The following is a 23593-nucleotide window of genomic DNA, read 5'->3' as shown; positions in this document are numbered from 1 at the left end:
GAGTCGGACCGTGCGGTCCGATTGAAGGACGACAGCGCGAATACTGCCACGACAACCGGCAGTGTGCTCGTCGAGTGGTTCCCAGCTGTGAACTTTGTCCCAGCGGTTGCAAGAACCGGCATGGCCTGGCACATTGCTGTTGATCGTATGTCCCACGTCGGGTCGCGCGGGAATTGCTGCACCTCATGGGGTTTCCTCACGTGATCGAACTACCCGAACATCTCGAAGCATCCGACTCGGCGGCATCCGGCCCGGCCACCGACGGCGCGAGCGCCATCGACGACGCAGCCAGGCTGAGTCGGTTGATCGGCTTTACCACCGTTCGCTCGTCGCACGAGATTCTGTCGGCACTACTGTTTTCCGATCGGCTCGGCGACTCGAATGATGTGCCGTGGAATCGATATGTTTTCGATCACTGTGCCCTCATGGTGTTTCCGGCGAACGCGGCCGCGCTGCACCGGGACCTTGCCGCGGCGGGTCTGCAGGTCGGTGCCACGATGCCCAGCGTCGTTGTCCAGCAGCGGTTCTGCGCCCGGTACGGGATCGACCCACGCGGCTATCGCATCAACATCTTGCGAGCGTACGGGCACTCCGGTGGGCCTGGAGCCGAGCAGCGGTACGAAATCTTCTATCCGGCCGAATCCGTCACGGCCACCGGATCGTCGAGGATCGCACGGCAGCTGCGGCGGGCGCGAGACGACGAGCGCCAGCACAACCGGGAAACTCATTTCGCCTTCACCGTCCGCGATTTCGACTGGAGCGGCTATTCATCGCTGCGGCATCGGCTGGCGCGAACCGCCGGACTGATCCCCGACGGCGGCGGGTTCAACCCGCACGACCGCATCCACGGGGTGGGCTGCTCCACATTCTATTTCGCCGGTCCCGGCGGAGTCGACGGCCATCGGTGGCCGCGGCGGCTCGAGTTGATCAGCGGTGGACGGCACGACTCCGCGCTCGCGGCGCATCAGGCCGAGGGCAGCGAATCATGATCGGGCGGGCTGTTTTCGGCAGCCTCGATGAGTCGCCGGAACGGGCGTGTGCCACCGCGTCGGGTCGGTTCTCGACACGAACGAGGCTGCACACCGCCGTGGCGACACTGGAGTCGGTTACCGCGGGAAACTGGGACAGCCTCGTCCAGTCCGGGGATCTGTTCTGCAGCTACCGCTGGCTACGACACCTCGATACGGCGGTCGCACCGCATCGCGTCGTCACTGTCCGTGCCGCGGACCGGCTCGTCGCCGCGACTCCGGCCTGGGAGGGCGAGCAAACCCCGGGTCTGTTCCATCTGCCGGACTTCTTCCCCGGCGTCACTGGGCCGTGGCGGGAGCCGTTCGTCTGGCTCGGCGCTCGGCGGTCGGTGCGTAATGGGCTCATCTGTGTGCCGGGCTCGATGCGCGCGTCTGCGCTGCGCCGCATGCTTGCGGCATGTCGCTACTACGCCCGCGAACATCGTCGAGCGGGGGTGATCATGCCGTACCTACCATTGGCGGCCGCTCGCGAACTCGCTGCGTCGAACCGCTCCGCGCGGCTACTGGTGCACGCCGCCGACGCGATGATCAGCGTTCCACGCGACGGCACAACGGGTCTTCTGATAAGAGCGAGCGGGCATCATCGCAAGCGGCGTCGACGTGAGCTGCGGGAATTCGCGGCCGCCGGGTATGAGCTCGAATGGTCCGACCTCACGCCGCAGGTCACGGCGGCGATCGCACCGCTGATCGCGAACACGCGCCGCAAATATGGTGCTGGTGGCGGTGTTTCGTGGATGCACACGGTCTTCGCCGCGCAGCGGGAGGTAGGTCTGCTCGACACGGCGAAGGCCGTGCTGTGCCACCGCCACGGTGAACTGGTCGCCGCTGCGGTGTGCTATCGCCACGGCACCAGCCTGCACGGGCGGTACTTCGGTGCGGCCGAGCACGCCCACCGCGACGGTGCCTACTTCGTCACCACCTGCGTCGCACCGGTCGATTACGCCGCCCGCAACGGTCTCGAGCATGTGCACCTGTCGACGTCGTCACTGCAAGCCAAGATATCGCGGGGTGCGAGCTTGCAACCGCTCGCCGCGGTTGTGCTGCTCGCCCGCGGCGCGCTCGACCCTGCTCAGGTGCGGGCGCACAATCGGCGCACTGTACTCGGCTATCACGACCGGTACGCGTCGGTACTGGGTCCGGACTGGGCGGACCTACTCGACGATTCTCTGATAGGAGAATATTGATGCTGCATCTCGTCTACCGCTTCCGGCCGACCGCCAAAGCACGCGGTGACCTGAGCGCCTTCTGGCAATGGATTGCAGACCGGCAGCTGTGGTTCTATGCGGACATGGACACGGTGCTCGATACCAAGTGGTACACGGTGACCATCGGCGACGATGTGCACTGTATCGAACATCATGTCAGTTTCGCCGACGAGGCGGCTTGGGGCAGCTACCGCCGGGAAGTTGCCGAACGGTCGAAAGATCCGATGTGGGAGACGCGGCGGACCAGTCAGGACGAATGGTACGAAATCCTGGACGCCCGGATCCTCACCGACCCTCCCATGCCCATCCCGCTGCCCGGGCGGTGACGACTGTGGTGGGCCGAGATCGTATGCAGTCGATGCGTCTGCGGTCTCGGCCGAACCTGGTCAATCGGCCTTGCGTGCCTCCACGATGCTGTCCGGTGTGGCGGTGGGGATGATGCGCACGATTTCGAATCCTGCTGTGGCGAGGAGGCCACGGAATTCTTGTGCGGTGCGTTCGCGGCCGCCCGCGCTGACCATCATCTCGAGGTCGAGGAATTTGCCACGATGCGGCCGATTATCTTCCGGGAGGACAACTTCCATCAGCAGCAACCGTGCCGAGCCGGTCATGGCGCGATGCACGGTGCGCAGGATCTTCACGGCGTCTGCGTCGGTCCAGTCATGCACGATGTGCTTGAGCAGGTAGGCGTCGCCGCCCTCGGGAACGGAGTCGAAGAACGAGCCGCCGACAGCGGTGCAGCGTTGCGGCACCGACACCTCGGCGACGACCTCGGGTAGGTCGAACAGGATGCCGCGGGATTGCGGTGCGCGAGAGAGAATTTCGGCGAGCAGCCGACCGCGCCCGCCGCCGACATCGACGATCGTGGGGAATCGATCGAAGTGGCCCGCGGCCAACATCGGTTCCAGCATCAGTTCCGACACACTGGTCATCGCGCCGTCGAAGATAGCGCCGAATTCCCGATCTGTGCGTACGTAGTCGAAAAACGCCAATCCGTCGGCGCTTTCGGGAATGACCACCCGGCCGGTGCGCACCGCATCGCTGAGGTACGACCAGTACCGGCGGTGGTGGGTGGATCCGATGAACAGCGCGAAGTCCCTTAGGGATACCGGCGCATCCGCTCGCAACGGTTCGGCGAGGGGGGTCAGTGCATATGCTCCGTCCGGGCGTTGGGTGAAGATCCCTTGGCCGATCAGCCAGCGCAGCAACCGCCGCAGGTAGTCGGGATCGGCGCCGATCTCGGTCGCCAGTTCGGCGAGGCCGCGCGGACCAGTGCTCAGCGCATCGGCAATGCCGAGTTGCGCTGCGGCGCAAACGGCCTGGGCGGTCGATGCCGCCGTGATCATCTCGAAGACCGCGATCGGCGGGGGTGCGAGCTTGCGGTGCAGCGTCAGCAGCGCGGTGCGGATCCGTTCGACCACCCGGACCACGGGCAGTGGTGGAACTGTGTTCTTGCCTTTAGCCACCCGAACATTGTGCGGTCGCCCACCGGTTTCCGCAGGCCGAGGATTTCTGCCAGCTCTGTGCGGCGCTGGAGGGCCAACCCGTCGTCACATTTGCACAGCCTGGCGTAGATCGTCTTCATTGTCGCTCGGTCGGATATGTGCTCGGTTCCGGTTCGAACGAGTTGGGTTCCCGGTCGCCTCGCCGGTCCGGGTCAGCGGCGGTGCACCCTGGCGCAGATCTGCTCGGTGAATTCGCTGGTCGAGGCGAGGCCGCCCAGGTCGGCGGTGGCGATACCCGCGGCGAAGGCGCCCGCGACGGCGCGTTCGATGCGCTCGCCCGCGCTCGACAGCGCACGGTTGTTGTCGCGAATTCCCAGCCAGTGCAACAACATTGCCGCCGAAAGCTGGAGCGCCGCCGGGTTTGCGCGGTTGTGTCCGGCCAGCGTCGGCGCGGCGCCGTGCACCGCCTGGGCCATCGCCTTGGTCGCCGAGCAGTTGAGCGATGCGGCGATGCCGAGCGAGCCGCTCAGCTCACCCGCGAGATCGGAAAGGATGTCACCGAACAGGTTCTCGGTCACCACCACGTCGTAGTCGCGGGCGGCGCGGACCAGATGGGCGGCGACCGCGTCGACGTGTTCGTCGTCGACCTCGACGCCCGGATAGGCGTGGGCGACGTCATAGCAGACATCGCGGAACAGGCCCATCGTCATCGGCAGCACATTGGCCTTGTGCACGATGGTGACCCGCTTGCGGCGCGCGGCCGCGAGCCGAAAGGCCTCGTGCGCGATCCGCTCGCACGCCTGCCGGGTGATCAGGCCGACCGCCATCGCCACGTCGGGGGTCGGTCGGAACTCGCCCGATCCGGCGAACATGTTGCGGTCGGCATAGAAGCCTTCGCTGTTCTCCCGGACGATCACCAGGTCGATATCGGGAGCGCTCGCCTTGACTCCCGCGAAGGCACGGGCGGGGCGGATATTCGCATAGAGGCCGAAGCGTTTGCGGACGGCACCGCCGGGTGCGATTCGATGTTCGGGCGGGTAGGCGGCATTGTCGTGCGGGCCGAGGATCCAGGCATCGAGTTCGTCGAGGGCCGCGAGGGTCTGTTCCGGCAGCGGATTGCCGAATTCGGCGATGGCGTGCTGCCCCATCGGCAACTGAATCCAGTCGACCGAGGCAGCGCCGACCGCGGCGAGTGCTTCGTCGACCACCGCGCGGGTGGCGCGGACCACCTCGGGGCCGATGCCGTCACCTTCGATGAGGCCGAGTCGCATAGGCGACGTATCACGGTTCACCTGGCCATCCTCCCGCGACGCAAGTTGTTCGCCGACAACTGGGCCGCGTGTTCGCCGCCCATCGAGCCGCGCGGGCGGCTAACCTCTCGTGAACTATGGTGCAGTCGGTCGAATTGTTATTGGACGATGTGGCCGATGCGGAGATCCGGCGGCAGTGGCAGTTGCTCGCCGAGGCAGGCATTCCGAGTTTGGCCGGGAAGCATGCCGAAACCAACCGGCCGCATATCACCGTCGCGGTGGCCAGGCAGATCTGGCCGCGCATCGATCACGCACTGGACCAGCTCACCTTCCGGCCGATTCCGATACGACTGGGCGGCGTGCTGATCTTCGGTGCACGCCATCCGATCCTGGTCCGGTCGGTAGTGCCCTCGGAACACCTGCTCGCACTGCAACGTCGTATTCTCGCCGTCGTTTCGCCGTGTCCCGGCATACCGTCGAATGTGCAACCCGATGAATGGACGCCGCATATCACCCTGGCCAGAAGGGTGCCGACGCAGCATTTGGGCGAGGCGATCCACGCCGTCGCCAGGGACCGTGATTTCCCGGCGACCGTGGTGGGTATCCGCCGTTGGGACGGCGATCAACGGCGCGAGTGGCCGGTCGCCCGAGGAAGATAGAGGCACCGCCGGAAGATATATACCGCGCCGGACGTTATAGCTGGCGACTACGACACGAGAGGACGTCATGGCCACCCAGACGCTGAACCAACAGAATTTCGATGAGATCGTCACCGGAAACGACGTGGTACTCGTCGATTTCTGGGCCGACTGGTGCGGTCCGTGCAAGAGCTTCGCACCCACCTTCGAGGCCTCCTCGGACAAGCATCCCGATGTCGTGCACGGCAAGGTCGACACCGAGGCCGAACAGGGCCTGGCCGCCGCCGCCAACATCCGCTCGATTCCGACCATCATGGCGTTCCGCGAGGGCGTGCTGGTCTTCGCGCAGCCGGGCGCGCTGCCGCCCGCCGCGCTGGAGGATCTGGTCACCCAGGTGAAGGCGCTGGATATGGACGAGGTGCGCAAGCAACTCGCCGAGCAGCAGGCCGGTCAGTAAGCTTCGGCGCGCACAACTACGCCAACGGGCCGTTCACATTCCGTGGAATGTGAACGGCCCGTTGGGTTTTCGTACGCTCAGGCGCCCAGCTTGTTGACGCCCGCGATCATGGCGCGGACCGTCGATTCAGCGCCGTCATCAGCCAGGGCCGCGCCCCAGCCGCGCCTGCCATCGCATTCGCACTGCACGAATGTCGCGGTGCCCGCAGCGGTGCGGCGCTGGTGGAATTGCAGGATTTCGACCGGATAGCCCTCGTCGTAGAGGGCCGAGGTCATCGCGGCGACCGGGCTGCCGGTGGCGATCACCGTGCGCAGGTGGTCGGCGAATTCAAGGGTGGCCGTGAACTCCGCGCTCCGATTGCCCGCCGGCGACCAATCGCCGACCCGAATCGGGCCGGAGTGCTCGCAATAGCGGTGGTGGAATTGCGTGGGTGTCAGATCGGCGCATTCGGCGCGCAGCGCCTTGGGGGCGGCTTCGATGAACATATTGGGGTCAAGTGTCAGGATGGTCATTGTGCGGAGGTCTTCCCGAGGATTGTCGTCTCAATTGACAGAGGGGACCAGCAGTAAGTAATCAGTAGCCCGCAGCGAGGGGGCCGGTCCGAATCAGACCCCGCTACGGCGGGTTACTACGAGAAGTCGCCGGGTTGCCACCATCGCGGTAAGCGGAATTAGCACTGCGCTGTCGCGGTCTGCGACATGGAGCGCGGCGCTGTGGCGGTCGGCGGGATTCGGCACGCCGACCAGAATAGGTCGATCTCGACGCAATAGCAACCACATTTGTCGCTCCGTCGCACCTACTCGCGAGTACCATCCGCGCAGCTCAGGGGGTGTGGCAACGAGGGCAGATCGCATGCCGCCGTCGCGGCGGTACTTTCGGTCACATGGGTGCCCTTGTCGCCATGACCATCCCCGGGTTGGCCGTCCTGCTGATCGGACTCGCTTTCGTCGAGGTGCTGTGGAATCGGCTTACCGGCAGTCGGATACTGCCGTGGTTCAAACACCGCAAGCACACGCCGGTCGCCGCGACCGGATTCGAACAGGTCGCCGCGGCCTTTCAAGGTTCGAAGCATTACGAGTTCGAACAGCGGCAGACGGCACTGATGCATAAAGAAGATAAGTCCGATGGAGCACCGCCACGCGATGAGATCGATCTGCGAACGGGATCGGCGAAACTGGTGCGGCGCGAGCAGTGATCACTCGAATGTGCACAATGCTGGCCGCGGGGCGCTGAATTGCGATGCGGCACACCGGAAATACGGTGTGCCGCGCCCCGCGCTCAGTGCGCGGCGGAGTCCCAGCTGCGGCCGGTGCCGACGGAGACGTCCAACGGCACCGACAGCGTGATCGCCGAGGACATCTGTTCGCGGGCGAGTGCGTCGAGGGTGTCCTTCTCCCCCTCGGCGACCTCGAAGACCAGTTCGTCGTGGATCTGCAGCAGCATGCGCGAGCGCAGGCCCGCCTCCTTGATCGCCTTGTTCACGTTGATCATCGCGACCTTGATGATGTCGGCGGCGGTGCCCTGGATGGGCGCGTTGAGGGCCATGCGTTCGGCGGCCTCACGGCGCTGGCGGTTGCTGGAGTCCAGATCGGGCAGGTAGCGGCGGCGACCGAAGAGGGTTTCGGTGTAGCCGACCTTGCGCGCCTGTTCGACGACCTCGTAGAGATAGTCGCGAATGCCGCCGAAGCGGTCGAAGTAGACCTCCATCTGCTCCTTGGCCTCCTGCGTGCTGATCTTCAGCTGCGTCGAAAGGCCATAGGAGCTCAGGCCGTACGCGAGACCGTAGGACATCGCCTTGATCCGGCGGCGCATTTCGGGCGTCACCTCCGACAGCGGGATATCGAAGGCCTTGGAGGCGACGAAGGTGTGCAGATCCTCGCCGGAGTTGAAGGCCTCGATCAGGCCCTCGTCACCGGAAAGGTGGGCCATGATGCGCATTTCGATCTGGCTGTAATCCGCGGTCATCAGCGACTGGTAGCCCGGGCCGACCACGAAGGTGTCGCGGATCTGGCGGCCGGTATCGGTGCGGATCGGGATGTTCTGCAGATTCGGCTCGGTCGAGGACAGCCGGCCGGTGGCGGCGATGGTCTGGTTGAACGTGGTGTGGATGCGGCCGTCGTCGGCGACGGATTTGAGCAGACCGTCCACGGTGACCTTGAGCCGGGTGGCGTCGCGGTGCTCGAGCAGATGCCGCAGGAACGGATGCTCGGTCTTCTCGAACAGCGATTCCAGCGCGTCGGCGTCGGTGGTGTAACCGGTTTTGGTGCGCTTGGTCTTCGGCATATCGAGTTCGTCGAAGAGCACCACCTGCAGCTGCTTGGGGGAGCCGAGGTTGATCTGCTTGCCGATCACGCCATAGGCGGCGTTGGCCGCATCGGTGACCTTATCGGCGAATTGGCGCTGCAGGTTCTCGAGCTGCTCGATATCGACCGCGATGCCGGCGTTCTCCAGTTCGGCGAGAACGCTGAGCAGCGGCAGTTCCATATCGTCGAGCAGTGCGCTGGATTCGATCTGGCGCAGTTCGCCGTCGAGTGCCTCGGCAAGGTCGAGAACTGCCCTCGCGCGCAGCATTTCGGTCTGCGCCAGCTCGGCGTCCACGGTGTCGGCGTCGTCGAGCAGGGACAGCTGCGGGGTTTCGTCGGTTTCGGCGCGCAGTTCGCGGTGCAGGTAGCGCAGCGAGAGATCGTCGAGGTTGAAGCTGCGCTGGCCGGGGCGGACCAGGTAGGCGGCCAGGGCGGTATCGCTGGTGAGACCGGCCAAGGTCCAGCCGCGACCACGCAGCGCGTGCATGGCGGCCTTGGCCTCGTGCAGCGCCTTCGGCACGGCCGGATCGGCCAGCCAAGCGCCAAGTGCGGCTTCGTCTTCCGGGGTCAGCACGGCGACATCGATGTAGCCGCTCTCGCCGTCCGCGGCGGCGATGGCGAGCGCGCGCGTGTCCCCATTGCCGGGCGTATTGGTGCCGACCACCGAAATGCCGTGTCGGACACCGACTTTCGCATGTTCGGCGAGCCACCCGGTGACCGCGCCGACCTCGAGCGCACCGCCGCTGATCTCGAAGCCGGATTCGGCCTCGGGCTCCGGCGGGGCGAGGGTTTCGAAGAGCCGGTCGCGCAGCACCCGGAACTCCAGGTCGTCGAAGAGCTGGTGGATCTTGTTGCGATCCCACGGCTGCTGGGCCAGCTGATCGGGGGTGTAGGGCAGCGGAACGTCGCGGACCATCTCGGTGAGCTGGCGGTTGAGCACGACACTGCTGAGGTTGGCGCGCAGTGCGTCGCCGACCTTGCCCTTCACCTCGTCCACCTTGTCGACGAGGGTGGTCAGATCGCCGTATTCGCGAATCCACTTGGCGGCGGTCTTCTCCCCGACGCCCGGAATGCCGGGCAGGTTATCGCTCGGGTCCCCGCGCAGGGCCGCGTAATCCGGGTACTGGGCCGGGGTGAGCTGATATTTGGCCATCACCTCATCCGGGGTGAACCGGGTGAGATCGGAGACGCCCTTGCGCGGGTAGAGCAGTGTGACCTCATCGCTGACCAACTGGATGGCATCACGGTCACCGGAGACGATCAGAACGCGGAAACCCTCGCCCACGGCCTGCGTCGCGATAGTGGCGATCAGGTCGTCGGCCTCGAAACCGTCGATCGCCATCACCGGGATGCCCATGGCGCCGAGCACATCCTTGGTGAGTTCGACCTGGCCGCGGAACTCATCGGGCGTGGCATTGCGCCCGGCCTTGTACTCCGGATACGCCTCGGTACGGAAGGTCTTGCGGCTGACGTCGAAAGCGGCCGCGATATGCGTCGGCTTCTCGTCCCGCAACAGATTGATCAGCATCGCGGTGAATCCGTACACCGCATTCGTGGTCTGCCCGGTGACCGTCTTGAAGTTCTCCGCGGGCAGCGCGAAGAACGCGCGATAGGCAATCGAATGCCCATCCAACAGCAACAGCGTCGGCCGCACACCACCCGCTTCGCTGGCTGCTCCTGGCACGGCACTGGAACGCTGATCAGTAGTCGCTGGGGTCACGCCTGAGAGTCTATTGACGCCCACCGACAAAGACACTGCGGGGCACGGGGCACTTCAATCGCTCAGGGCAGAATCTCGAAGGCGTCGATGTGGCAAGGCCGAACGACGGAAAAATGGCGCCGATCCAGGGTCGCCACCTTGGTAACGCCGAGCCGTTCAGCCGTGGCGACGACCGACGCATCGGCCGTACCGAGCGGCAAATCCCGATACTTGGCAGTCAATTCGGCAATACGCAGCCAGTCCGAAGGATGGACCGGTTCGACGGAAAACAGACCTTCTGCGAAGTCTCCGAGAAACCGCACCTCGGCTTCAGCACCGAGCCGGGTCGCAATCAGGTACGCGGCTTCGGTGATGACCAAAGTGGGCACAACCAGTGGACCTCGGTGGTGTTGTAACAGATTCAGGCAAGCCTTGTGGTGGGCATCGTCCGCATCGACGTAGGCATACAGCGGTCCGGCGTCGACGATCAAGCGCGCTATCGGTCCCACTCCCCGCGCAGGATCTCTTCGATCCGCTCAGAAATATCCGATCGACCGCTGCGCCCAGCGGCGGCCGCGCCGAATCGTCGCGGCTCACTGCCCTCGGGCAAATGAGCCTCGATGGCTTCCCTCGTCCAATCGGAAATCGTCATCTCCCTCCGTGCAGCCTCCTGCCGGACCCGGTCATCCAGGTCGTCCGGCAGTTTCACCGTCGTACGCTTCATGGTATGCCAGCATACCCAGTGTCGTAGGTGAATGCGCGGATCACTCCACGTGCGCCGGGGAGCTGTACCAGGTATTGCACTCCCAGGTGTCGCCCTTGTCGGAGCCCCATTTCCACCAGCCCCACACGTTTTCTTCGGTGCCCTGCATGCGTGGATCGCGGGTGGCGTGGCCGCTCTGGACGGTATGGGAGGCTTCGGTCCAGGTTTGTTCATCGATATCGGCGCGGCCGAAGTTGGTGCCGAGGAACATGCCGGAGAAGCAACGGGCCTGCAGTTCCATGCGGCGGCTCTGCTCGCGACCGGCGGTGGTTTCCTTGCCGATGGTCGCACGTTTTTCGTTGTAGGCCTGCATGACGCCGATCAGGTTCTGCACGTGGTGGCCGTATTCGGTACTGAGGACTGCCAATTGGGCGCCGCGGCGCGAGCCACTGGACAACGGCCGCATGGCATCGTATGGCAGGACCAGGGTTTCGTCGAGGGCGCAGTAGAACGTTGTCGGACCGTTGCGCAGTCGCTGTACGCATTGGCTTGCCACATCACGGGATTCGGTGGGGGCGAGTAGCCGCGGCGGATGGAACGGCAGTCCGGCGCCGCGCAGTGTCGGTTCCCATGACGCGTCCAGGCAGGCGATCGCGGACCGGTAGAAGGCCCGTGCCGTCTCCGGATCGTCGTGCCAAGCGGGCAGTTTGCAATCGACCCTGCCGAGTCCGACGTGCTGGGCGAAGAGCGGATGATCGGCCAGCGCCTGCACCGCCCGACTCGACGCGACCGGCATCCCGGCCGGCGATAACCCGGCCAACGGCGCGAAGGCGACCGGGGGCGCGGCATCGCCGATCGGATTCGCCGAGTCGGGCAGGGCGCCCGCGAATCCCGGTGTCGTCGAATCGGAAATTGTACGCGCGGTAAGCATTTCACCCGCGTCGGTGGAGCGTCCGGTCACGAGCAAACCTGTCGCGGTGAGCGCGCCGATCACACCGAGCACCACCCAGATCAGCACGATGCGATTGCCGCGCAACGGACCGAGCCGAGAGCTGAACGTGCTGTTCATGACCTACCTAGAGAGCTCGATCACCGCACATTCATTGGAACCCCGCCCACATCGGCCCGCAACTCGGGGAGCCGCTCAGCGGGTCACAGTGTGGCCACAAGTTCGCGCAGCACCGGCAGGCTGACCGAGCCGGAGCCGAGCACCACATCGTGGAATGCCTTGATGTCGAAGGCGGCACCGAGCCGCTCGGCGGCCTGCCGACGCTGCCGACGAATCTCGAGCTGACCGACCTTGTAGGCCACGGCCTGACCGGGGATCGCGATATAACGGTCGATCTCGACCTCGATCTCGGTCAGCCCGACCGGTGCGTTGGCCACCATGAAGTCGATGGCCTGCTGACGACTCCAGCCCTTGGCGTGGATTCCGGTATCGACGACGAGTCGGCACGAGCGCCACGAATCGGCGGCGAGCATGCCGACGCGCGCCAAATCGTCGTCGTACAAACCCATTTCGTCGGCAAGACGTTCGGTGTAGAGCGCCCAGCCCTCGACGAAGGCGGTATTCGCGAAGGACTGCCGTTGGAATCGCGGCAGCTGATCGAGTTCGTTGGCGATGGTGAGTTGCAGGTGATGCCCCGGAATCGCCTCGTGATAGGCGACCGCCGCCGTCTCGTAGCGGCTGCGGCCGGTGGGTTCGTGCTGGTTCACGAAGTAGGTGCCGGGCCTGGATCCGTCCGCGGCGGGCGGAAAGTAGTACGCCGCAGGCGCATCCGCGGCCAGGAATTCCGGCACCGGGACGATATCGCAGGATTCCTTGGGCAGGCGGCCGAACCAGTTGCCCATCTCCGCGGCCGCCGCGCCGAGCGCACGCTGCGCATCGGCCATGATCTCCTCGCCACTGACGTAACGCAGTTCGGTATCCCGGCGCAGGCGGGTGAAGATTTCGGCGGTATCGCCAGTACCGAACAGCCGGGTCCCGACCGCGGCGTACTCCGCACGCAGCAGCGCCAATTCGGAGAGACCGAGTTCGTGGATCTCGTCCGCGCCGAGATCGGGCAGGGTGGTGTGGCGGCGCAGCTGCCGCCGGTAGATGTCCTCGCCGTCGGCACCGAGCCAGCACAGGCCGCATTTGTCATCGGGACGGGCGGCGGGCCGCAGTTCATCGGCCAGTACGTCTCGATAGCGTTGGAAGGCCGGGCGAATCATCTCGCGGGCGACCTCGGTGAGATCGGCACGCCAGTCGGCTTCCCCGGCCCAGTCCGCCGGTCCGGCGAAGGTGGTGAACGGATCGGTGGCGATATCGGAGGCCAGATAGCCATCCAGCTGATTGAGCGAGCGTTCGATGGTGATGCGCGCCGGCGTGCGGCCCGCGGCCAGGCCGTTGCGGAACTGCTGGACCGCCTGGTCGAACAGCGCGCCGAACTGGTGATACCGCCGGACCAGGGCGTGCGCGTGTTCGGGCTGCGGCGCCTTGGTCTGGGTGGCCATCATGAGCATGCCCGCGTGCACACCGTCCATCTGGTCCGATGCCAGTTCGGTCGGCCGCCACGCCAGATTGTCGATGGCCGTATCCAGTTCGGTGCGCAGCAGACCGCGGGTGACCCGGTCGGTTCCGTCGAGGTTTTCGGCGTCGAGACCGACGACCCGATCGCGCAACTCGCGCAAGGTCGCGAGCAGTCGCTGTTCGGCCTCGGGCGAGCGATCCTCGATGCGGTCGTCGAAGCGGTGGTCGCCGAGCAGGGTGGCCGTGCTCGGTGCGGCCGCCAGCACGCTGTCCCAGTAGCGGTCGGCCAGATTCGTCAGTTCGTCATGCCCGTCCACAGCGCCATTCCTCCAGTAGTGGTCATTGGGCGCGCCGGCGCCCAACGCAGGCCAGCGTCTGATGTGCACGGCGAAGACCGAGCGCCGGCTCGGCCTTCGCCGTGCACATCCCGCCATCTTGCCTCGAGGCGGCCATGGACGGTCCGATTTCTAGCCCACGCCCAGGTAGGCCGACTTCACCGCGGGGTCGGTGAGCAGATCCCCACCGATACCGCTCTTGGTGACCTCACCGGTCTCCAGGATGTAGGCGCGATCGCTACGGGTGAGCGCCTGCTGGGCATTCTGCTCGACCAAAAGCACCGTGGTGCCCTGCTGGTTGATCTCGCTGATGATCCGGAAGATCTGCTGAATCACCATGGGCGCCAAGCCCATCGACGGTTCATCGAGCAGCAGCAGGCGCGGGCGGGCCATGAGCGAGCGGCCGATGGCCAGCATCTGCTGCTCACCGCCGGAGAGCGTGCCACCGACCTGCTTGCGTCGCTCGGACAGCCGCGGGAACAGCTCGAAAACCCACTCCAGCGTCTGGCCGTACTCTGCCTTCTGTTTGAAAGCCCTTCCGTAGCAACCCATATCGAGGTTTTCCTGGACCGTCATACCGGGGAAGACGCCCCGCCCCTCAGGCGCCTGGATCAACCCGTGCGTCACCCGCTCGTGCGCCTTCATTTGGGTGATGTCACGACCCTCGAACCTGATCTTGCCGCGGGTCAGCGGCAGCAACCCGGACAGCGCGCGCATGGTGGTGGTCTTCCCCGCGCCGTTGGCGCCGAGCAGAGTCACCAGCTCACCCTCGGCGACACGGAGCGAAACCCCGTGCAGCGCTTGGATTCTGCCGTAGTTGACGACCATATCGTCGACCTCGAGCAGCGGCGGCGCCTCGTTGAAGTCGCGCGGCTCCGCTTTGCGATGCTCGCCACCGGCCGGAGTCGGTTCGTCGACGGGCTGCTCCGGTTCGATCACTTCGGTTACGGCGGTGGCCTTTTCGGCCGCCGCGGCCTCGGTATCCGGCACACCCAGATACGCCGCGATCACATCCGGGTTGTCGCGGATCTCCGCGGGCAGCCCATCGGCGATCTTGCGACCGAACTCCAGCACCACGATCCGGTCCGTGACACCCATGACCAGGCGCATATCGTGCTCGATCAACAGCACGGTGAACCCGTCGTCGCGGATCTTGCGGATCAGATCCATCAGCGCCGATTTCTCGCTCGGATTGAACCCGGCGGCGGGTTCGTCCAGGCAGAGCAGTTTCGGCTCGGTGGCCAGCGCGCGGGCGATCTCCAGTCGGCGCTGATCGCCGTAGGAGAGATTGCGCGCCTTCTCCACCGCACGCGGTGCGATACCGACGAATTCGAGCAGGGCCATGCCGCGCTCGATCGCGTCCTTCTCCTCGCTGCGATGCCGCGGGGTGCGGAAGATCGCACCGGGCACCGAGGTCTTATGCCTGGCGTCGGTGCCGACGACCACATTCTCCAGCGCGGTCATCTCGCTGAACAGCCGCACATTCTGGAAGGTGCGGGCGATACCGAGCCGGGTGATCTCATTGCGCTTGGTTTTCGTCAGCGGTTTGCCGTCGAAATACACCAGACCCGAGGCCGGTTTGTAGACACCGGTAATGGCGTTGAAGCAGGTGGTCTTGCCCGCGCCATTGGGTCCGATCAGTCCGAGGATTTCACCGCGGCGGATCTCGAAGCTCACCTTGTCCAATGCGGTCAGACCGCCGAACTGCACCGTGAGCCCATCGGTGCGCAGCAGCGGCGCACCCACCGCGGTCTCGATGTCGCGGTGCGGCGCAACCACATCCGCGACCACCTCGGCATCGGCGAGCACCGGGATCACGGCGGTGACATCGACCTCGCCCGCGCTCTCGACCTCGGGCGGGGCCACGTAACCGGCCGCCATATCCTCATTGTCGAACAGGGCGTCACCCGCGCCTGGCCCGGTCATCGTCCCGCTCCGATCAATTCACGCTCACCCGGTTTGCGCACGGCCTGATACACCTGCCTACCGAAGGTAAGCAGCTTCTGCCGCACCGGGAACAGACCCTGTGGTCGCAGAATCATCATGACCACCAAGGTAATTCCGAAGTACATGTACTTGAGGTCACCGAGGGACTGGGCACCACCGACGCGGAACAGCAGCACACTGCCGAGCAGCAGTGCGCCCAAGACGCCGGTGACCACCATGCCGGTGATGCAGCCGCGCCGCGGCCACGCACTCAGACTGTCGCCCTTGTACTTCCACACGAGGACCAACCCGACGAAGACCAGCACGTCGATGGCCAACAGGATGTACCCGGTGGACTCGCTGCTCACCAATTTCACCGACTGCAGCCGCGCGGGCAGATAGGCAATGATGAACGCACCGAAGATGACTCCGAGCTTATTGCCCTGACCGCCGATGACGACCGCGCACAGGAACAGCATCGAATTGATGATGTTGAACCCGGTCGGATTGATGAATTGCACCTGACCGGCGTAGATCGCACCCGACATGCCGCCGACGGCAGCGCCGATCAGGAAGGCCCACAGCTTGAATTTGAAGGTCGGCACGCCCATGATCTCGGCGGCGTCCTCGTCCTCGCGGATGGCCACCCAGGCGCGGCCGACTCGGCTGCGTTCCAGATTGCCGACGATCAGCAGCACGATGATCACCAGCACCATCGCGAACCAGTACCACCAGGTGCCGTAACTGGCCCGGTCGAGCAGATTCGCGCTATCGGTATTGCCGCTGTTACCGCCGGAAAACACACCCTCCGGCTTGCTGTCGGATTCGCCGACATGCGGGAAGGCGACACCGGACAAACCCAGGCTGCCATTGGTGATATCGGAGAGATTGTCGGCGAGCAGCCGCACGATCTCACCGAAGCCGAGGGTCACGATCGCCAGATAGTCACCGCGCAGCCGCAGCGTCGGGGTGCCGAGGATGATGCCGGAGATGGCCGTCACCGCGACCGCGATCGGCAGACAGGCCATCCAGGCCCAGGTCGGATTCAGCCAGCCGCCGTCGGTCTGATTCCACGGACTGTTGGGGCTGGTGAGCAGGCCGACCGTGTACGCGCCGATGGCGTAGAAGCCGACGTAGCCGAGGTCGAGCAGCCCTGCCTGTCCGACAACGACATTCAGGCCGATGGCGATCAGCGCGTACATCGCGACCTGCGCCATGACCAGACCGAAGTTGTAGCCGGGGGTATCCAGCAGCGGCGGCGGGAACAGCGGAAGCAGTGCGAGCAGAATGAGGATCGGCACGCCGACACCCCATTGCGCGGGGCGGCTCAGGCCGTCCCACCAGGTCCGAATCGCGTCTCCGACACCATGTTTGGGCGGGGCCGCGTTGGTCGTCTCGGGTACGAAATCTGGGGTCTTGGTCGAGTCGGTCATGCGCGGGCCCTCCCGAGACTCTCACCGAGGATGCCGGTCGGGCGCACCATCAGCACCAGCACCAGCACGACGAACGCGACGACATCGCGCCACTCCGAACCGAGCAGCGACTGGCCGTACTGTTCCACCACACCGAGCAGGATGCCGCCGAGCAATGCGCCGCGCAGATTGCCGATGCCGCCCAGCACCGCGGCGCTGAATGCCTTGATGCCCAGGATGAATCCGCCGGAGTAGATGATGCCCTGCGGGATCTTGATCGCGTACAGCAGCGCGGCCGCACCGGCGAGTACACCGCCGATGAAGAAGGTCAACATGATGACCCGCTCCCGCGAAACGCCCATCAGCGTCGCGGTGTCGGGATCCTGGGCGACGGCGCGGATGCCGCGCCCGAATTTGGTCCGGTTGATCAGCACCTCGGTCACGATCGCCAGCGCGATGGCCGCGAGCACGATCAGCAGTTTGATGTTGTCGACCTCGGCGCCGAAGAAGCTGAACTGCACGCTCGGCTCGACCAGTTTGATCGGCTGCTGCGCATTGGTGCCGCCGAGTTTGGGATTGATCTTCGGCAGGATGAAGTGCACGAATTCCTGGATCACGAACGACATACCGATCGCCGTGATGAGGAAGCTGAGCGGTTTGGCCCCGCGTTTGCGCAATGGCCGATAGGCCACACGCTCCAATCCGACCGCGGCGCCACCGGATACCAGCATGCCGATGATCATCGCCAACGCGAGATAGGTGACCGTCAGGATGATGCCCTGGGTGTACACATCGGGATTCGCCACGAATCCGAACAGCATGAGCCCGACCAATTGACCGAACATGCCGAGCATGAATATTTCCGAATGGGCGAAATTGATCAGCCGCAATACGCCGTAGACCAGGGTATAGCCCACGGCGACCAAGGCATAGATTGAGCCGTAGGTCACCCCGTCGACGGTCAGTCGCCAGAAGTTATCGATCACTCCGTGGTAATTGAAGTCGATCGAACCGCCGGCGAGTTGTGCTACACCGGCCAATGCCGTTGATGTCATTCGTCTTTTGCCCTCATTCATTCGCCCACCCGACACGGCGGCACGTACGGGGATTCCACGAACCCCTGTACGTGCCGCCGTGCGGATTGTCTAGGGCTACTTGACCTCGTAGATCCAGATCAGTGCGTTGGACAGTTCACCGGTCGCGTTCCACTTGTACTGACGCGCAAGGCCGGGGCCGTCGTAGGACCGCACGTACTCCAGCAGGTCGGGACGGGTCAGCTTGCCGCCATCGATGCCCTTGGCCAAGATCGTGGTCAGATCGTAACCCTCGACCGAGTACACACCGGGCTCCGCGCCGTTGAGGGCCTTGTAATCCGCCGTGAACTTATCCGGCGCCGGGCCACACGGGCAGGACAGCACCGCGCCCTTGGCCGAGCTACCGGCCTGGGCGACGAACTGCGGATCGTTGGTGCCGTCGGCGGAAACGAAGACCGCCTTGACGCCACCGGACTTCAACTGCTGGGCCAGCGGGGCGCCCTCGGAGTAGTAGCCGGAGTAGAAGACGGCGTCCGGCGCGGCACTCGCGATCTTGGTGACCGTGGCGGAGAAGTCCTTGTCGCCCTTCTTGATGCTGGCGTTGCAGGACGCGTCGTTCGCGGAGCCGAGGCCCTCGATGATCGTCTTGGCCAGACCGGTGCCGTAGTCGGTGTTGTCCTGGATGACGCAGACCTTCTTGTAGCCCGCGGTGTTGACCAGGTACTTGCCGACCGACGGGCCCTGCACGCCGTCATTGGCCAGACCGCGGAAGAAGCTGGTCCAGCCGTTCTGGGTCAGCGTCTCATTGGTAGCGGAGGCGGTCGTCGAGACCAGGCCGGCGTCGCTGAGGATCTTGCCGGTTGCCTTGGTCTCACCGGAGAACGCCGGACCGACCAGGCCGATGATCGACTTGTCGTTGACGATCTGCGGAATGACCTGGGTGGCCTTCTGCGGGTCGCCTTCGGTGTCGAACTGCTTGAGCTCGATCTTGCAGCCCGGGTTGGCCTTGTTGTGCTTGTCCAGCGCGAGCTTCACACCGTCGACGATATTGATGCCGAGGGCCGCGTCCGGACCGGTGAGCGCGCCCGCCATGGCGATCGCGGTGCCCGCAGGGCAGGTGGCCTTACCGTCGCCCGCCGGGTCGGCGGCCGAGGCGCTGTCCGACTTCGGCACCTGCTTGCCGTTGGCGTCGATCTGCATGACCGGCTGGATCGTCAGACCGCCCGCGCCGCTGGTGCCGGAGGTGCCCGAGCCACCGTCGGTCGATTTATCGCTACACCCCGTCAGCACGAGCGCGGCGGCGGCACCGATGGCCAATGCACCCCGCATCGAACGACTGCGCCATGTCGAACTAAGCACGTTTCACCTCTACGTCCTGTGCTCCCCCGGGCTCTCCTCCGAGGAGGCCGACCACGTCAGCCCGGTCAGAACATAGCGTTGGTACGTTAGCGGCGCATCACATTCGGATCATCCGATCGACTTCGTTTCGAATTTTTCATCGCGATCGGGTTTCCGGAAAGTAAAATTTCCGGCCTTGAACGGCCGGGGCGCAAGGACAGGCTTACTTCGGGGCCAGATTTTCCAGCACCACCTCGGCTACCGCCTTCATGGTAGTGCGGCGGTCCATCGCCGTACGCTGAATCCACTTGAATGCCTGCGGCTCAGACAATCCCTGGGTCTGCATGAGCACGCCCTTGGCCCGCTCGACCAGCTTGCGCGTCTCGAGGCGGTCGGCCAGATTGGCGACCTCGCTCTCCAGCGCGGTGATCTCGTGGAAGCGGCTGGCCGCCAATTCGATGGCGGGCACCAGATCCGACTTCGTGAACGGCTTGACCAGATACGCCATCGCACCGGCGTCGCGTGCCCGCTCGACCAGATCACGCTGACTGAATGCGGTCAAAATCACAACCGGCGCAACGCGTTTCGACGCGATCTCGGCCGCCGCATCGATACCGTCGCGGCGCGGCATCTTCACATCCATGATGACCAGATCCGGCCGATGCTCCACCGCCAGATCCACCGCCTGCTGGCCGTCGCCCGCCTCGCCGACAACCTGATAGCCCTCTTCGGTCAGCATCTCCACCAGATCCATGCGGATGAGCGCTTCGTCTTCCGCGACGACGACCCGCTTCGCCCCGGCGTCCCGCTTCGTGCCGGCGCCCCCTGCTGTGTTGCTCATAGGTAGACCCCTCTGGTTCCGATGCCGTGTCCCCGACAGGCGAATGAGTGGCCCTGGTCCGGGCACCGGTCCATCGCCCACTGTCGCCGTCGAGTGATGTAAAGAGTACCTTTCAGTTCCGCATACAACCCATATACCCTGCGCAAACCGGGCGTCGATCACTTCTGACCCAGCCCATTCGTGATTTTCGACAGTGACCCGCTATGCTTTTCCACCGGTGCGCCGATTTGGCGGAACTGGCAGACGCGACGGTCTCAAAAACCGTTGTCCGAAAGGACGTGTGGGTTCGAGTCCCACAATCGGCACCAGCTGGCAGGCGGCCCATGCTCTTGACGAGCATGGGCCGTTCTCACCTGAGGCCCGCTCGGGCGGCGATCGAACTAGGGCGCGGGCTGTCTCGTATTTCCGGCGTAGGGTTTGCAGTGGGCGGCCCGATGCGGAGGTGCGTCGATGCGGGTGAACAGGACCACTGTCGATCTGTCCGGGTATCCGGATCTGGTCGTCATCTATCTCGGCATGCGGGTGCGCAAGCCGCGCGGAATCCTGCGGTTACTCGGTCTTGGCCCGAAACTGTATCGTTCGCACAAGGATCGGCCGGACGGGCTGTTGTCGCACGAGGATGTGATCTGGTCGCTGTTTCCGCCGCATTGGGGGGCGCGGCAGTATTGGCGGGATCTGGATTCACTCGAACAGTGGACACGCTCTGCGCCGCACCGGGATTGGTGGCAGAAGTTCCTGCGCGACTCCGGCGGGACCGGATTCTGGCATGAGGCCTACTTCATGCGCGGCGGCATTGATGCGATGTACGACGATATGGGAGCGGCCTCCGGACTGCCGCGTTTCGCACCCGTCGTGGCCTCGCGCGGGCGGATGTTCACGACGCGGGAGCGGGTGTACGGCGAGGCGGCCGAGGCGGCGCCCGTGGTCACCGAATCCGCTTACTACCGTGGGGAGTCCGAGTAAATCCGGTCCCCAACCGTGGCAATACTGTGATGGTTGAAACCGCTCGCGCCGGGTACCTTCAGCAGGACGCCCAGACCTCGATTACCGATCGGCTGCCTAGCGGCAACGCGTATCGAGCGCCTTTCCGAATACCGGGCTTACTTTGTGTACGGCACTTGACCAGCAGATGAATATATGTTTCGTGGGCTGTGATTCGATGTCCACGGCCTTCTGGTCGGCCCGTGCGCGGCCTACCGTATCCGCATGCACGTCCTGTTCGTCTGCAACGGCAATGTGTGCCGTTCGGTAATCGCCGAGCGGCTCACCCGCGCCGTAGCGGTCGAATACAACCTGCCCCGGCTCACCGCGGAGAGCGCGGGAACCCGTGCGCTGGTTGGTTTTCCGATCGAGCCGCTCGCCGCGCGGACGATCGAGGGACTCGGCGCCAATGCCGACCATTTCCGGGCCCGCAAACTCAAGCCGGAACTGATCGACCGCGCTGATCTGGTGCTCGCCATGACCGAGCAGATCCGGGATCAAGCGGCGCAAATGGGATTCGGTGCCGGATCGCGCACCTTCACCCTGCTGGAGGCGCATCGCATCGCCAAGGTCACCGGCGCCGAGACGGTCGCCGATCTGCACGATGCCCGCCACGACCTCGCTCTGGTCGGCCGGGAGAATATCGCCGATCCGGTCGGCCTGTCGGAGGCCGCGTTCTGCGAAATAGGGGACCGGATCGCCGAGGCATTGGTGCCGCTGCTGCTGGCCTTGGCGCCGCACGAGCAGCAAAGGCCCGTCGACGACCAGCGCCCGGGCCTGGTGGTCGCCCCCGGAGCGCGGGGGCCCGCACCGCTGGCCGCCTTCCTTGCCGCCCAGCGGATCCGGTGACACGCAGGGCCCGGTGTCCAATTAGCGGGTAAAGGGATTACACTCGCGCGCGGAATAACTTCCGCCGTTGATGGTTCGACACACGACAGGAATCAGACATGCCGAAACGAATTTCGGATGTTTCGCTCCATGTTTATGTGACACCGGAAACCCTCGATCGCGTCGTAGATTCGGTACGCGAGGTGGTGGACGACCACCTCCAGGACCGCGATGTCTTCGCGTGGCGCTTCACATTGCCAGTCGAGTCCGACGCACCAGAGCACCTACTACTCGAAACCCAGTGGCGCGTAGCGCATCCCGGCCAGGAGCAGGGGGCAAGACGCACCTATGAGATCGCACTCAGCCTGGTCGGTGCGCCGCGCGATCTGACCGCACCGAGCCTGAGCGCGCTGGAGAAGCGCCTGATGTTGGAAACCGCAAGCTGCGCACTGGATCTGGAGATACCGCGGACCATCCGAGTGCAGCGCCGCGACAGCTTCGACTTCGAAACCGAGCGGGAACGATTCCGCCTCCCCGGACCTTAGACTCCCCTGCCTCCCCGCGCCTTTTGCCGGTCGTAGGCGATTGGCTGAGTCACATCGCCGGCCGACGGTTGTCACCGAATCCAGTTCTGGGTGTACCCGATGAGTTACCCACGTGCTTGCGAAATCAGTTGTTACTGTCCGCAATACACATGGGTTCCAAGCTCATCTACGCGCGGGGAAGTGGCGGATAATGCCTTCCTGGACCGTGGTGGCGAGCAATTCGCCGCTGCGGGAGAAGAATCGGCCCGTGGCAAGGCCACGCGAACCAGCGGCCACCGGCGATTCGGTGGCGTAGAGCACCCAATCGTCGAAGCGGAACGGGCGGTGGAACCAGATCGAATGGTTGATCGTCGCGGCCACGATGCGGTCCAGGCCCCAGGACAGGCCGTGCGTGGTGATGATCGAATCGAGCACCGTGGTGTCGGACGAATAGCCAAGCGTCGCAACGTGAATCAGCGGATCGTCGGGCAGTCTGCCATCGGCCCGCATCCACACGCGGTTGTGATTGAGCCGCTCCCCCGTGCCCTTCAGGATCCAGGCCGGGTCATTGGTGTACCGCATATCGATCGGATGCGGTGCCTTGACGAACATCTCCAGCTTGTCTTCCAAGCCTGCGAAGCTCTCCTCGACGCGTGGCAGCGTCTCCGGATCCGGCACCTCCGGCTGGGCATGCGCGTGCTCGAGCCCCTTGCCCCAATCCTGGAACGCGGCGAGCATGACGAACAGTTCCTGACCGTCCTGGGTCGCGGTGACCGTACGGTTGGCCAGCGAGCGTCCGTCGCGGTGGCGGTCGACCTGATATTCGATCGGCTTCTTCACATCGCCACCACGCACGAAATGCGCGTTGACGGCGTGCAACGGACGGTCGCCGTCGACCGTTCGTCCCGCCGCCATGATCGCCTGCGAAACCAGCTGACCGCCGAACGTGCGGCTCCAGACCTTCTCCGGATGCTGGCCGACGAAGACATCCTCGTCGACCTGTTCCAGATCGAGCAGTCCGAGCAGCACGTCGAGGTCGGTACCCTCCGCTGCGGCCCCAAGGCCGACAGCGCCACCTAACGAAGCGCTCACAACTAGTGGTCCTCCTCACCGATACGGTGCACATGGATCAGA

Annotated in this window: 23 protein-coding genes, 1 tRNA gene and 1 pseudogene; 10 read left to right on the top strand and 15 right to left on the bottom strand. The window is 64.9% G+C overall.

Going from position 1 to position 23593, the window contains the following annotated elements; genetic code table 11:
• The first annotated feature begins 185 nt into the window (after positions 1–185).
• The 3 genes from ON44_RS11485 to ON44_RS11475 all read left to right on the top strand — a co-directional run bounded on the left by ON44_RS11485 (position 186) and on the right by ON44_RS11475 (position 2559).
• Complete coding sequence (locus ON44_RS11485; protein WP_169338055.1) at positions 186–989, top strand: hypothetical protein; 804 nt, start codon at positions 186–188, stop codon at positions 987–989.
• Between the two features lie 98 nt (positions 990–1087).
• Positions 1088–2212: a peptidogalycan biosysnthesis protein gene (locus tag ON44_RS11480; RefSeq protein ID WP_157187104.1), complete on the top strand. Its 1125-nt coding sequence runs from the start codon at positions 1088–1090 to the stop codon at positions 2210–2212.
• Positions 2212–2559 (top strand): hypothetical protein, encoded by a 348-nt coding sequence (locus ON44_RS11475; RefSeq protein WP_040688953.1) that lies wholly within the window; start codon positions 2212–2214, stop codon positions 2557–2559. Before ON44_RS11480 ends, ON44_RS11475 begins: the two co-directional genes overlap by 1 nt.
• Before the next feature lie 60 nt (positions 2560–2619).
• Here the strand turns inward: ON44_RS11475 and ON44_RS11470 are convergent, their stop codons facing one another.
• Both ON44_RS11470 and ON44_RS11465 read right to left on the bottom strand, forming a co-directional pair.
• Positions 2620–3699, bottom strand: a complete 1080-nt coding sequence (locus ON44_RS11470; protein WP_040688952.1) for a methyltransferase — start codon at positions 3697–3699, stop codon at positions 2620–2622.
• A gap of 191 nt (positions 3700–3890) precedes the next feature.
• Positions 3891–4949, bottom strand: coding sequence for an isocitrate/isopropylmalate dehydrogenase family protein (locus ON44_RS11465; protein WP_040688948.1), 1059 nt, complete (start codon positions 4947–4949; stop codon positions 3891–3893).
• Between the two features lie 116 nt (positions 4950–5065).
• Here ON44_RS11465 and ON44_RS11460 point away from each other — a divergent pair, with 116 nt between their 5' ends.
• Positions 5066–5587, top strand: a complete 522-nt coding sequence (locus ON44_RS11460; RefSeq protein ID WP_040688947.1) for a 2'-5' RNA ligase family protein — start codon at positions 5066–5068, stop codon at positions 5585–5587.
• Positions 5588–5654: 67 nt separating this feature from the next.
• Positions 5655–6023, top strand: coding sequence for a thioredoxin (gene trxA, locus ON44_RS11455; protein WP_040688945.1), 369 nt, complete (start codon positions 5655–5657; stop codon positions 6021–6023).
• A gap of 77 nt (positions 6024–6100) precedes the next feature.
• Here the strand turns inward: trxA and ON44_RS11450 are convergent, their stop codons facing one another.
• Positions 6101–6535 carry a 2-isopropylmalate synthase gene (locus ON44_RS11450; protein ID WP_040688943.1) on the bottom strand — a complete coding sequence of 145 codons (435 nt, stop codon included), beginning with the start codon at positions 6533–6535 and terminating at the stop codon, positions 6101–6103.
• A gap of 371 nt (positions 6536–6906) precedes the next feature.
• Between ON44_RS11450 and ON44_RS11445 the strand changes: the two genes are divergently transcribed.
• Entirely contained in the window at positions 6907–7218 is a 312-nt protein-coding gene (locus ON44_RS11445; RefSeq protein WP_040688941.1) for a DUF6191 domain-containing protein, read from the top strand.
• A gap of 83 nt (positions 7219–7301) precedes the next feature.
• Here the strand turns inward: ON44_RS11445 and polA are convergent, their stop codons facing one another.
• The 11 genes and pseudogenes from polA to ON44_RS11395 form a co-directional block, all read right to left on the bottom strand.
• Complete coding sequence (polA, locus tag ON44_RS11440; RefSeq protein ID WP_040688939.1) at positions 7302–10046, bottom strand: DNA polymerase I; 2745 nt, start codon at positions 10044–10046, stop codon at positions 7302–7304.
• Positions 10047–10108: 62 nt separating this feature from the next.
• A complete protein-coding gene (locus ON44_RS11435; RefSeq protein ID WP_040689113.1) occupies positions 10109–10516 on the bottom strand; it encodes a type II toxin-antitoxin system VapC family toxin in 408 nt (135 codons plus the stop codon).
• A 5-nt stretch (positions 10517–10521) separates the two neighbouring features.
• Positions 10522–10749, bottom strand: a complete 228-nt coding sequence (locus tag ON44_RS11430) for a ribbon-helix-helix protein, CopG family (RefSeq protein ID WP_051181897.1) — start codon at positions 10747–10749, stop codon at positions 10522–10524.
• 40 nt (positions 10750–10789) lie between these two features.
• The gene (locus ON44_RS46665) at positions 10790–11797 is read right to left on the bottom strand and encodes a neutral zinc metallopeptidase (RefSeq protein ID WP_051181896.1); all 1008 of its coding nucleotides are present in this window, start codon (positions 11795–11797) and stop codon (positions 10790–10792) included.
• Positions 11798–11880: 83 nt separating this feature from the next.
• Positions 11881–13557 carry a DUF885 domain-containing protein gene (locus tag ON44_RS11420; RefSeq protein ID WP_051181895.1) on the bottom strand — a complete coding sequence of 559 codons (1677 nt, stop codon included), beginning with the start codon at positions 13555–13557 and terminating at the stop codon, positions 11881–11883.
• A 150-nt stretch (positions 13558–13707) separates the two neighbouring features.
• Positions 13708–14403 (bottom strand): ABC transporter ATP-binding protein, encoded by a 696-nt coding sequence (locus tag ON44_RS52420; RefSeq protein WP_245567112.1) that lies wholly within the window; start codon positions 14401–14403, stop codon positions 13708–13710.
• Between the two features lie 141 nt (positions 14404–14544).
• A pseudogene (locus ON44_RS52415) lies at positions 14545–15501 on the bottom strand (ABC transporter ATP-binding protein); the annotation flags it as partial.
• Positions 15498–16934: a branched-chain amino acid ABC transporter permease gene (locus ON44_RS11410; RefSeq protein WP_040688935.1), complete on the bottom strand. Its 1437-nt coding sequence runs from the start codon at positions 16932–16934 to the stop codon at positions 15498–15500. The gene ON44_RS11410 and the pseudogene ON44_RS52415, both read right to left, overlap by 4 nt.
• On the bottom strand, positions 16931–17968 hold the full coding sequence (locus ON44_RS11405) for a branched-chain amino acid ABC transporter permease (protein WP_040688934.1): 1038 nt from the start codon (positions 17966–17968) through the stop codon (positions 16931–16933). The genes ON44_RS11410 and ON44_RS11405 overlap by 4 nt, the downstream gene beginning before the upstream one ends.
• Before the next feature lie 96 nt (positions 17969–18064).
• Complete coding sequence (locus tag ON44_RS11400; RefSeq protein WP_040688933.1) at positions 18065–19276, bottom strand: branched-chain amino acid ABC transporter substrate-binding protein; 1212 nt, start codon at positions 19274–19276, stop codon at positions 18065–18067.
• A 232-nt stretch (positions 19277–19508) separates the two neighbouring features.
• Positions 19509–20126 (bottom strand): ANTAR domain-containing response regulator, encoded by a 618-nt coding sequence (locus ON44_RS11395; RefSeq protein WP_040688928.1) that lies wholly within the window; start codon positions 20124–20126, stop codon positions 19509–19511.
• A 221-nt stretch (positions 20127–20347) separates the two neighbouring features.
• Here ON44_RS11395 and ON44_RS11390 point away from each other — a divergent pair.
• The 4 genes from ON44_RS11390 to ON44_RS11375 all read left to right on the top strand — a co-directional run bounded on the left by ON44_RS11390 (position 20348) and on the right by ON44_RS11375 (position 22480).
• Positions 20348–20434, top strand: a tRNA-Leu gene (locus tag ON44_RS11390).
• 142 nt (positions 20435–20576) lie between these two features.
• Positions 20577–21089 carry a monooxygenase family protein gene (locus ON44_RS11385; protein WP_040688927.1) on the top strand — a complete coding sequence of 171 codons (513 nt, stop codon included), beginning with the start codon at positions 20577–20579 and terminating at the stop codon, positions 21087–21089.
• Between the two features lie 243 nt (positions 21090–21332).
• A complete protein-coding gene (locus ON44_RS11380; protein WP_040688924.1) occupies positions 21333–21956 on the top strand; it encodes an arsenate reductase/protein-tyrosine-phosphatase family protein in 624 nt (207 codons plus the stop codon).
• A 98-nt stretch (positions 21957–22054) separates the two neighbouring features.
• On the top strand, positions 22055–22480 hold the full coding sequence (locus ON44_RS11375; protein WP_040688923.1) for a hypothetical protein: 426 nt from the start codon (positions 22055–22057) through the stop codon (positions 22478–22480).
• Between the two features lie 162 nt (positions 22481–22642).
• On the opposite strand, the gene ON44_RS11370 is transcribed toward ON44_RS11375, so the two are convergent.
• The gene (locus ON44_RS11370) at positions 22643–23551 is read right to left on the bottom strand and encodes an acyl-CoA thioesterase (RefSeq protein WP_051181894.1); all 909 of its coding nucleotides are present in this window, start codon (positions 23549–23551) and stop codon (positions 22643–22645) included.
• Positions 23552–23593: the final 42 nt, after the last annotated feature.

This window comes from Nocardia vinacea NBRC 16497, assembly GCF_000308835.1.
Lineage (GTDB): Bacteria > Actinomycetota > Actinomycetes > Mycobacteriales > Mycobacteriaceae > Nocardia > Nocardia vinacea.
Note: the sequence above shows the minus strand (reverse complement) of the source record. Positions and strands in the feature narration are given on the sequence as shown.

What these genes read in the sequence shown, in the direction of transcription:
- ON44_RS11460 (WP_040688947.1), top strand. Translation starts at nt 5,066, where the DNA reads ATGGTGCAGTCGGTCGAATTGTTATTGGACGATGTGGCCGATGCGGAG.
- ON44_RS11485 (WP_169338055.1), top strand. Translation starts at nt 186, where the DNA reads ATGGGGTTTCCTCACGTGATCGAACTACCCGAACATCTCGAAGCATCC.
- ON44_RS11475 (WP_040688953.1), top strand. Translation starts at nt 2,212, where the DNA reads ATGCTGCATCTCGTCTACCGCTTCCGGCCGACCGCCAAAGCACGCGGT.
- ON44_RS11430 (WP_051181897.1), bottom strand. Translation starts at nt 10,749, where the DNA reads ATGAAGCGTACGACGGTGAAACTGCCGGACGACCTGGATGACCGGGTC.
- ON44_RS52420 (WP_245567112.1), bottom strand. Translation starts at nt 14,403, where the DNA reads ATGGTCGTCAACTACGGCAGAATCCAAGCGCTGCACGGGGTTTCGCTC.
- ON44_RS11465 (WP_040688948.1), bottom strand. Translation starts at nt 4,949, where the DNA reads ATGCGACTCGGCCTCATCGAAGGTGACGGCATCGGCCCCGAGGTGGTC.
- ON44_RS11405 (WP_040688934.1), bottom strand. Translation starts at nt 17,968, where the DNA reads ATGACATCAACGGCATTGGCCGGTGTAGCACAACTCGCCGGCGGTTCG.
- ON44_RS11395 (WP_040688928.1), bottom strand. Translation starts at nt 20,126, where the DNA reads ATGAGCAACACAGCAGGGGGCGCCGGCACGAAGCGGGACGCCGGGGCG.
- ON44_RS11400 (WP_040688933.1), bottom strand. Translation starts at nt 19,276, where the DNA reads ATGCGGGGTGCATTGGCCATCGGTGCCGCCGCCGCGCTCGTGCTGACG.
- ON44_RS11380 (WP_040688924.1), top strand. Translation starts at nt 21,333, where the DNA reads ATGCACGTCCTGTTCGTCTGCAACGGCAATGTGTGCCGTTCGGTAATC.
- ON44_RS11385 (WP_040688927.1), top strand. Translation starts at nt 20,577, where the DNA reads ATGCGGGTGAACAGGACCACTGTCGATCTGTCCGGGTATCCGGATCTG.
- ON44_RS11445 (WP_040688941.1), top strand. Translation starts at nt 6,907, where the DNA reads ATGGGTGCCCTTGTCGCCATGACCATCCCCGGGTTGGCCGTCCTGCTG.
- ON44_RS11410 (WP_040688935.1), bottom strand. Translation starts at nt 16,934, where the DNA reads ATGACCGACTCGACCAAGACCCCAGATTTCGTACCCGAGACGACCAAC.
- trxA (WP_040688945.1), top strand. Translation starts at nt 5,655, where the DNA reads ATGGCCACCCAGACGCTGAACCAACAGAATTTCGATGAGATCGTCACC.
- ON44_RS11450 (WP_040688943.1), bottom strand. Translation starts at nt 6,535, where the DNA reads ATGACCATCCTGACACTTGACCCCAATATGTTCATCGAAGCCGCCCCC.
- ON44_RS46665 (WP_051181896.1), bottom strand. Translation starts at nt 11,797, where the DNA reads ATGAACAGCACGTTCAGCTCTCGGCTCGGTCCGTTGCGCGGCAATCGC.
- ON44_RS11375 (WP_040688923.1), top strand. Translation starts at nt 22,055, where the DNA reads ATGCCGAAACGAATTTCGGATGTTTCGCTCCATGTTTATGTGACACCG.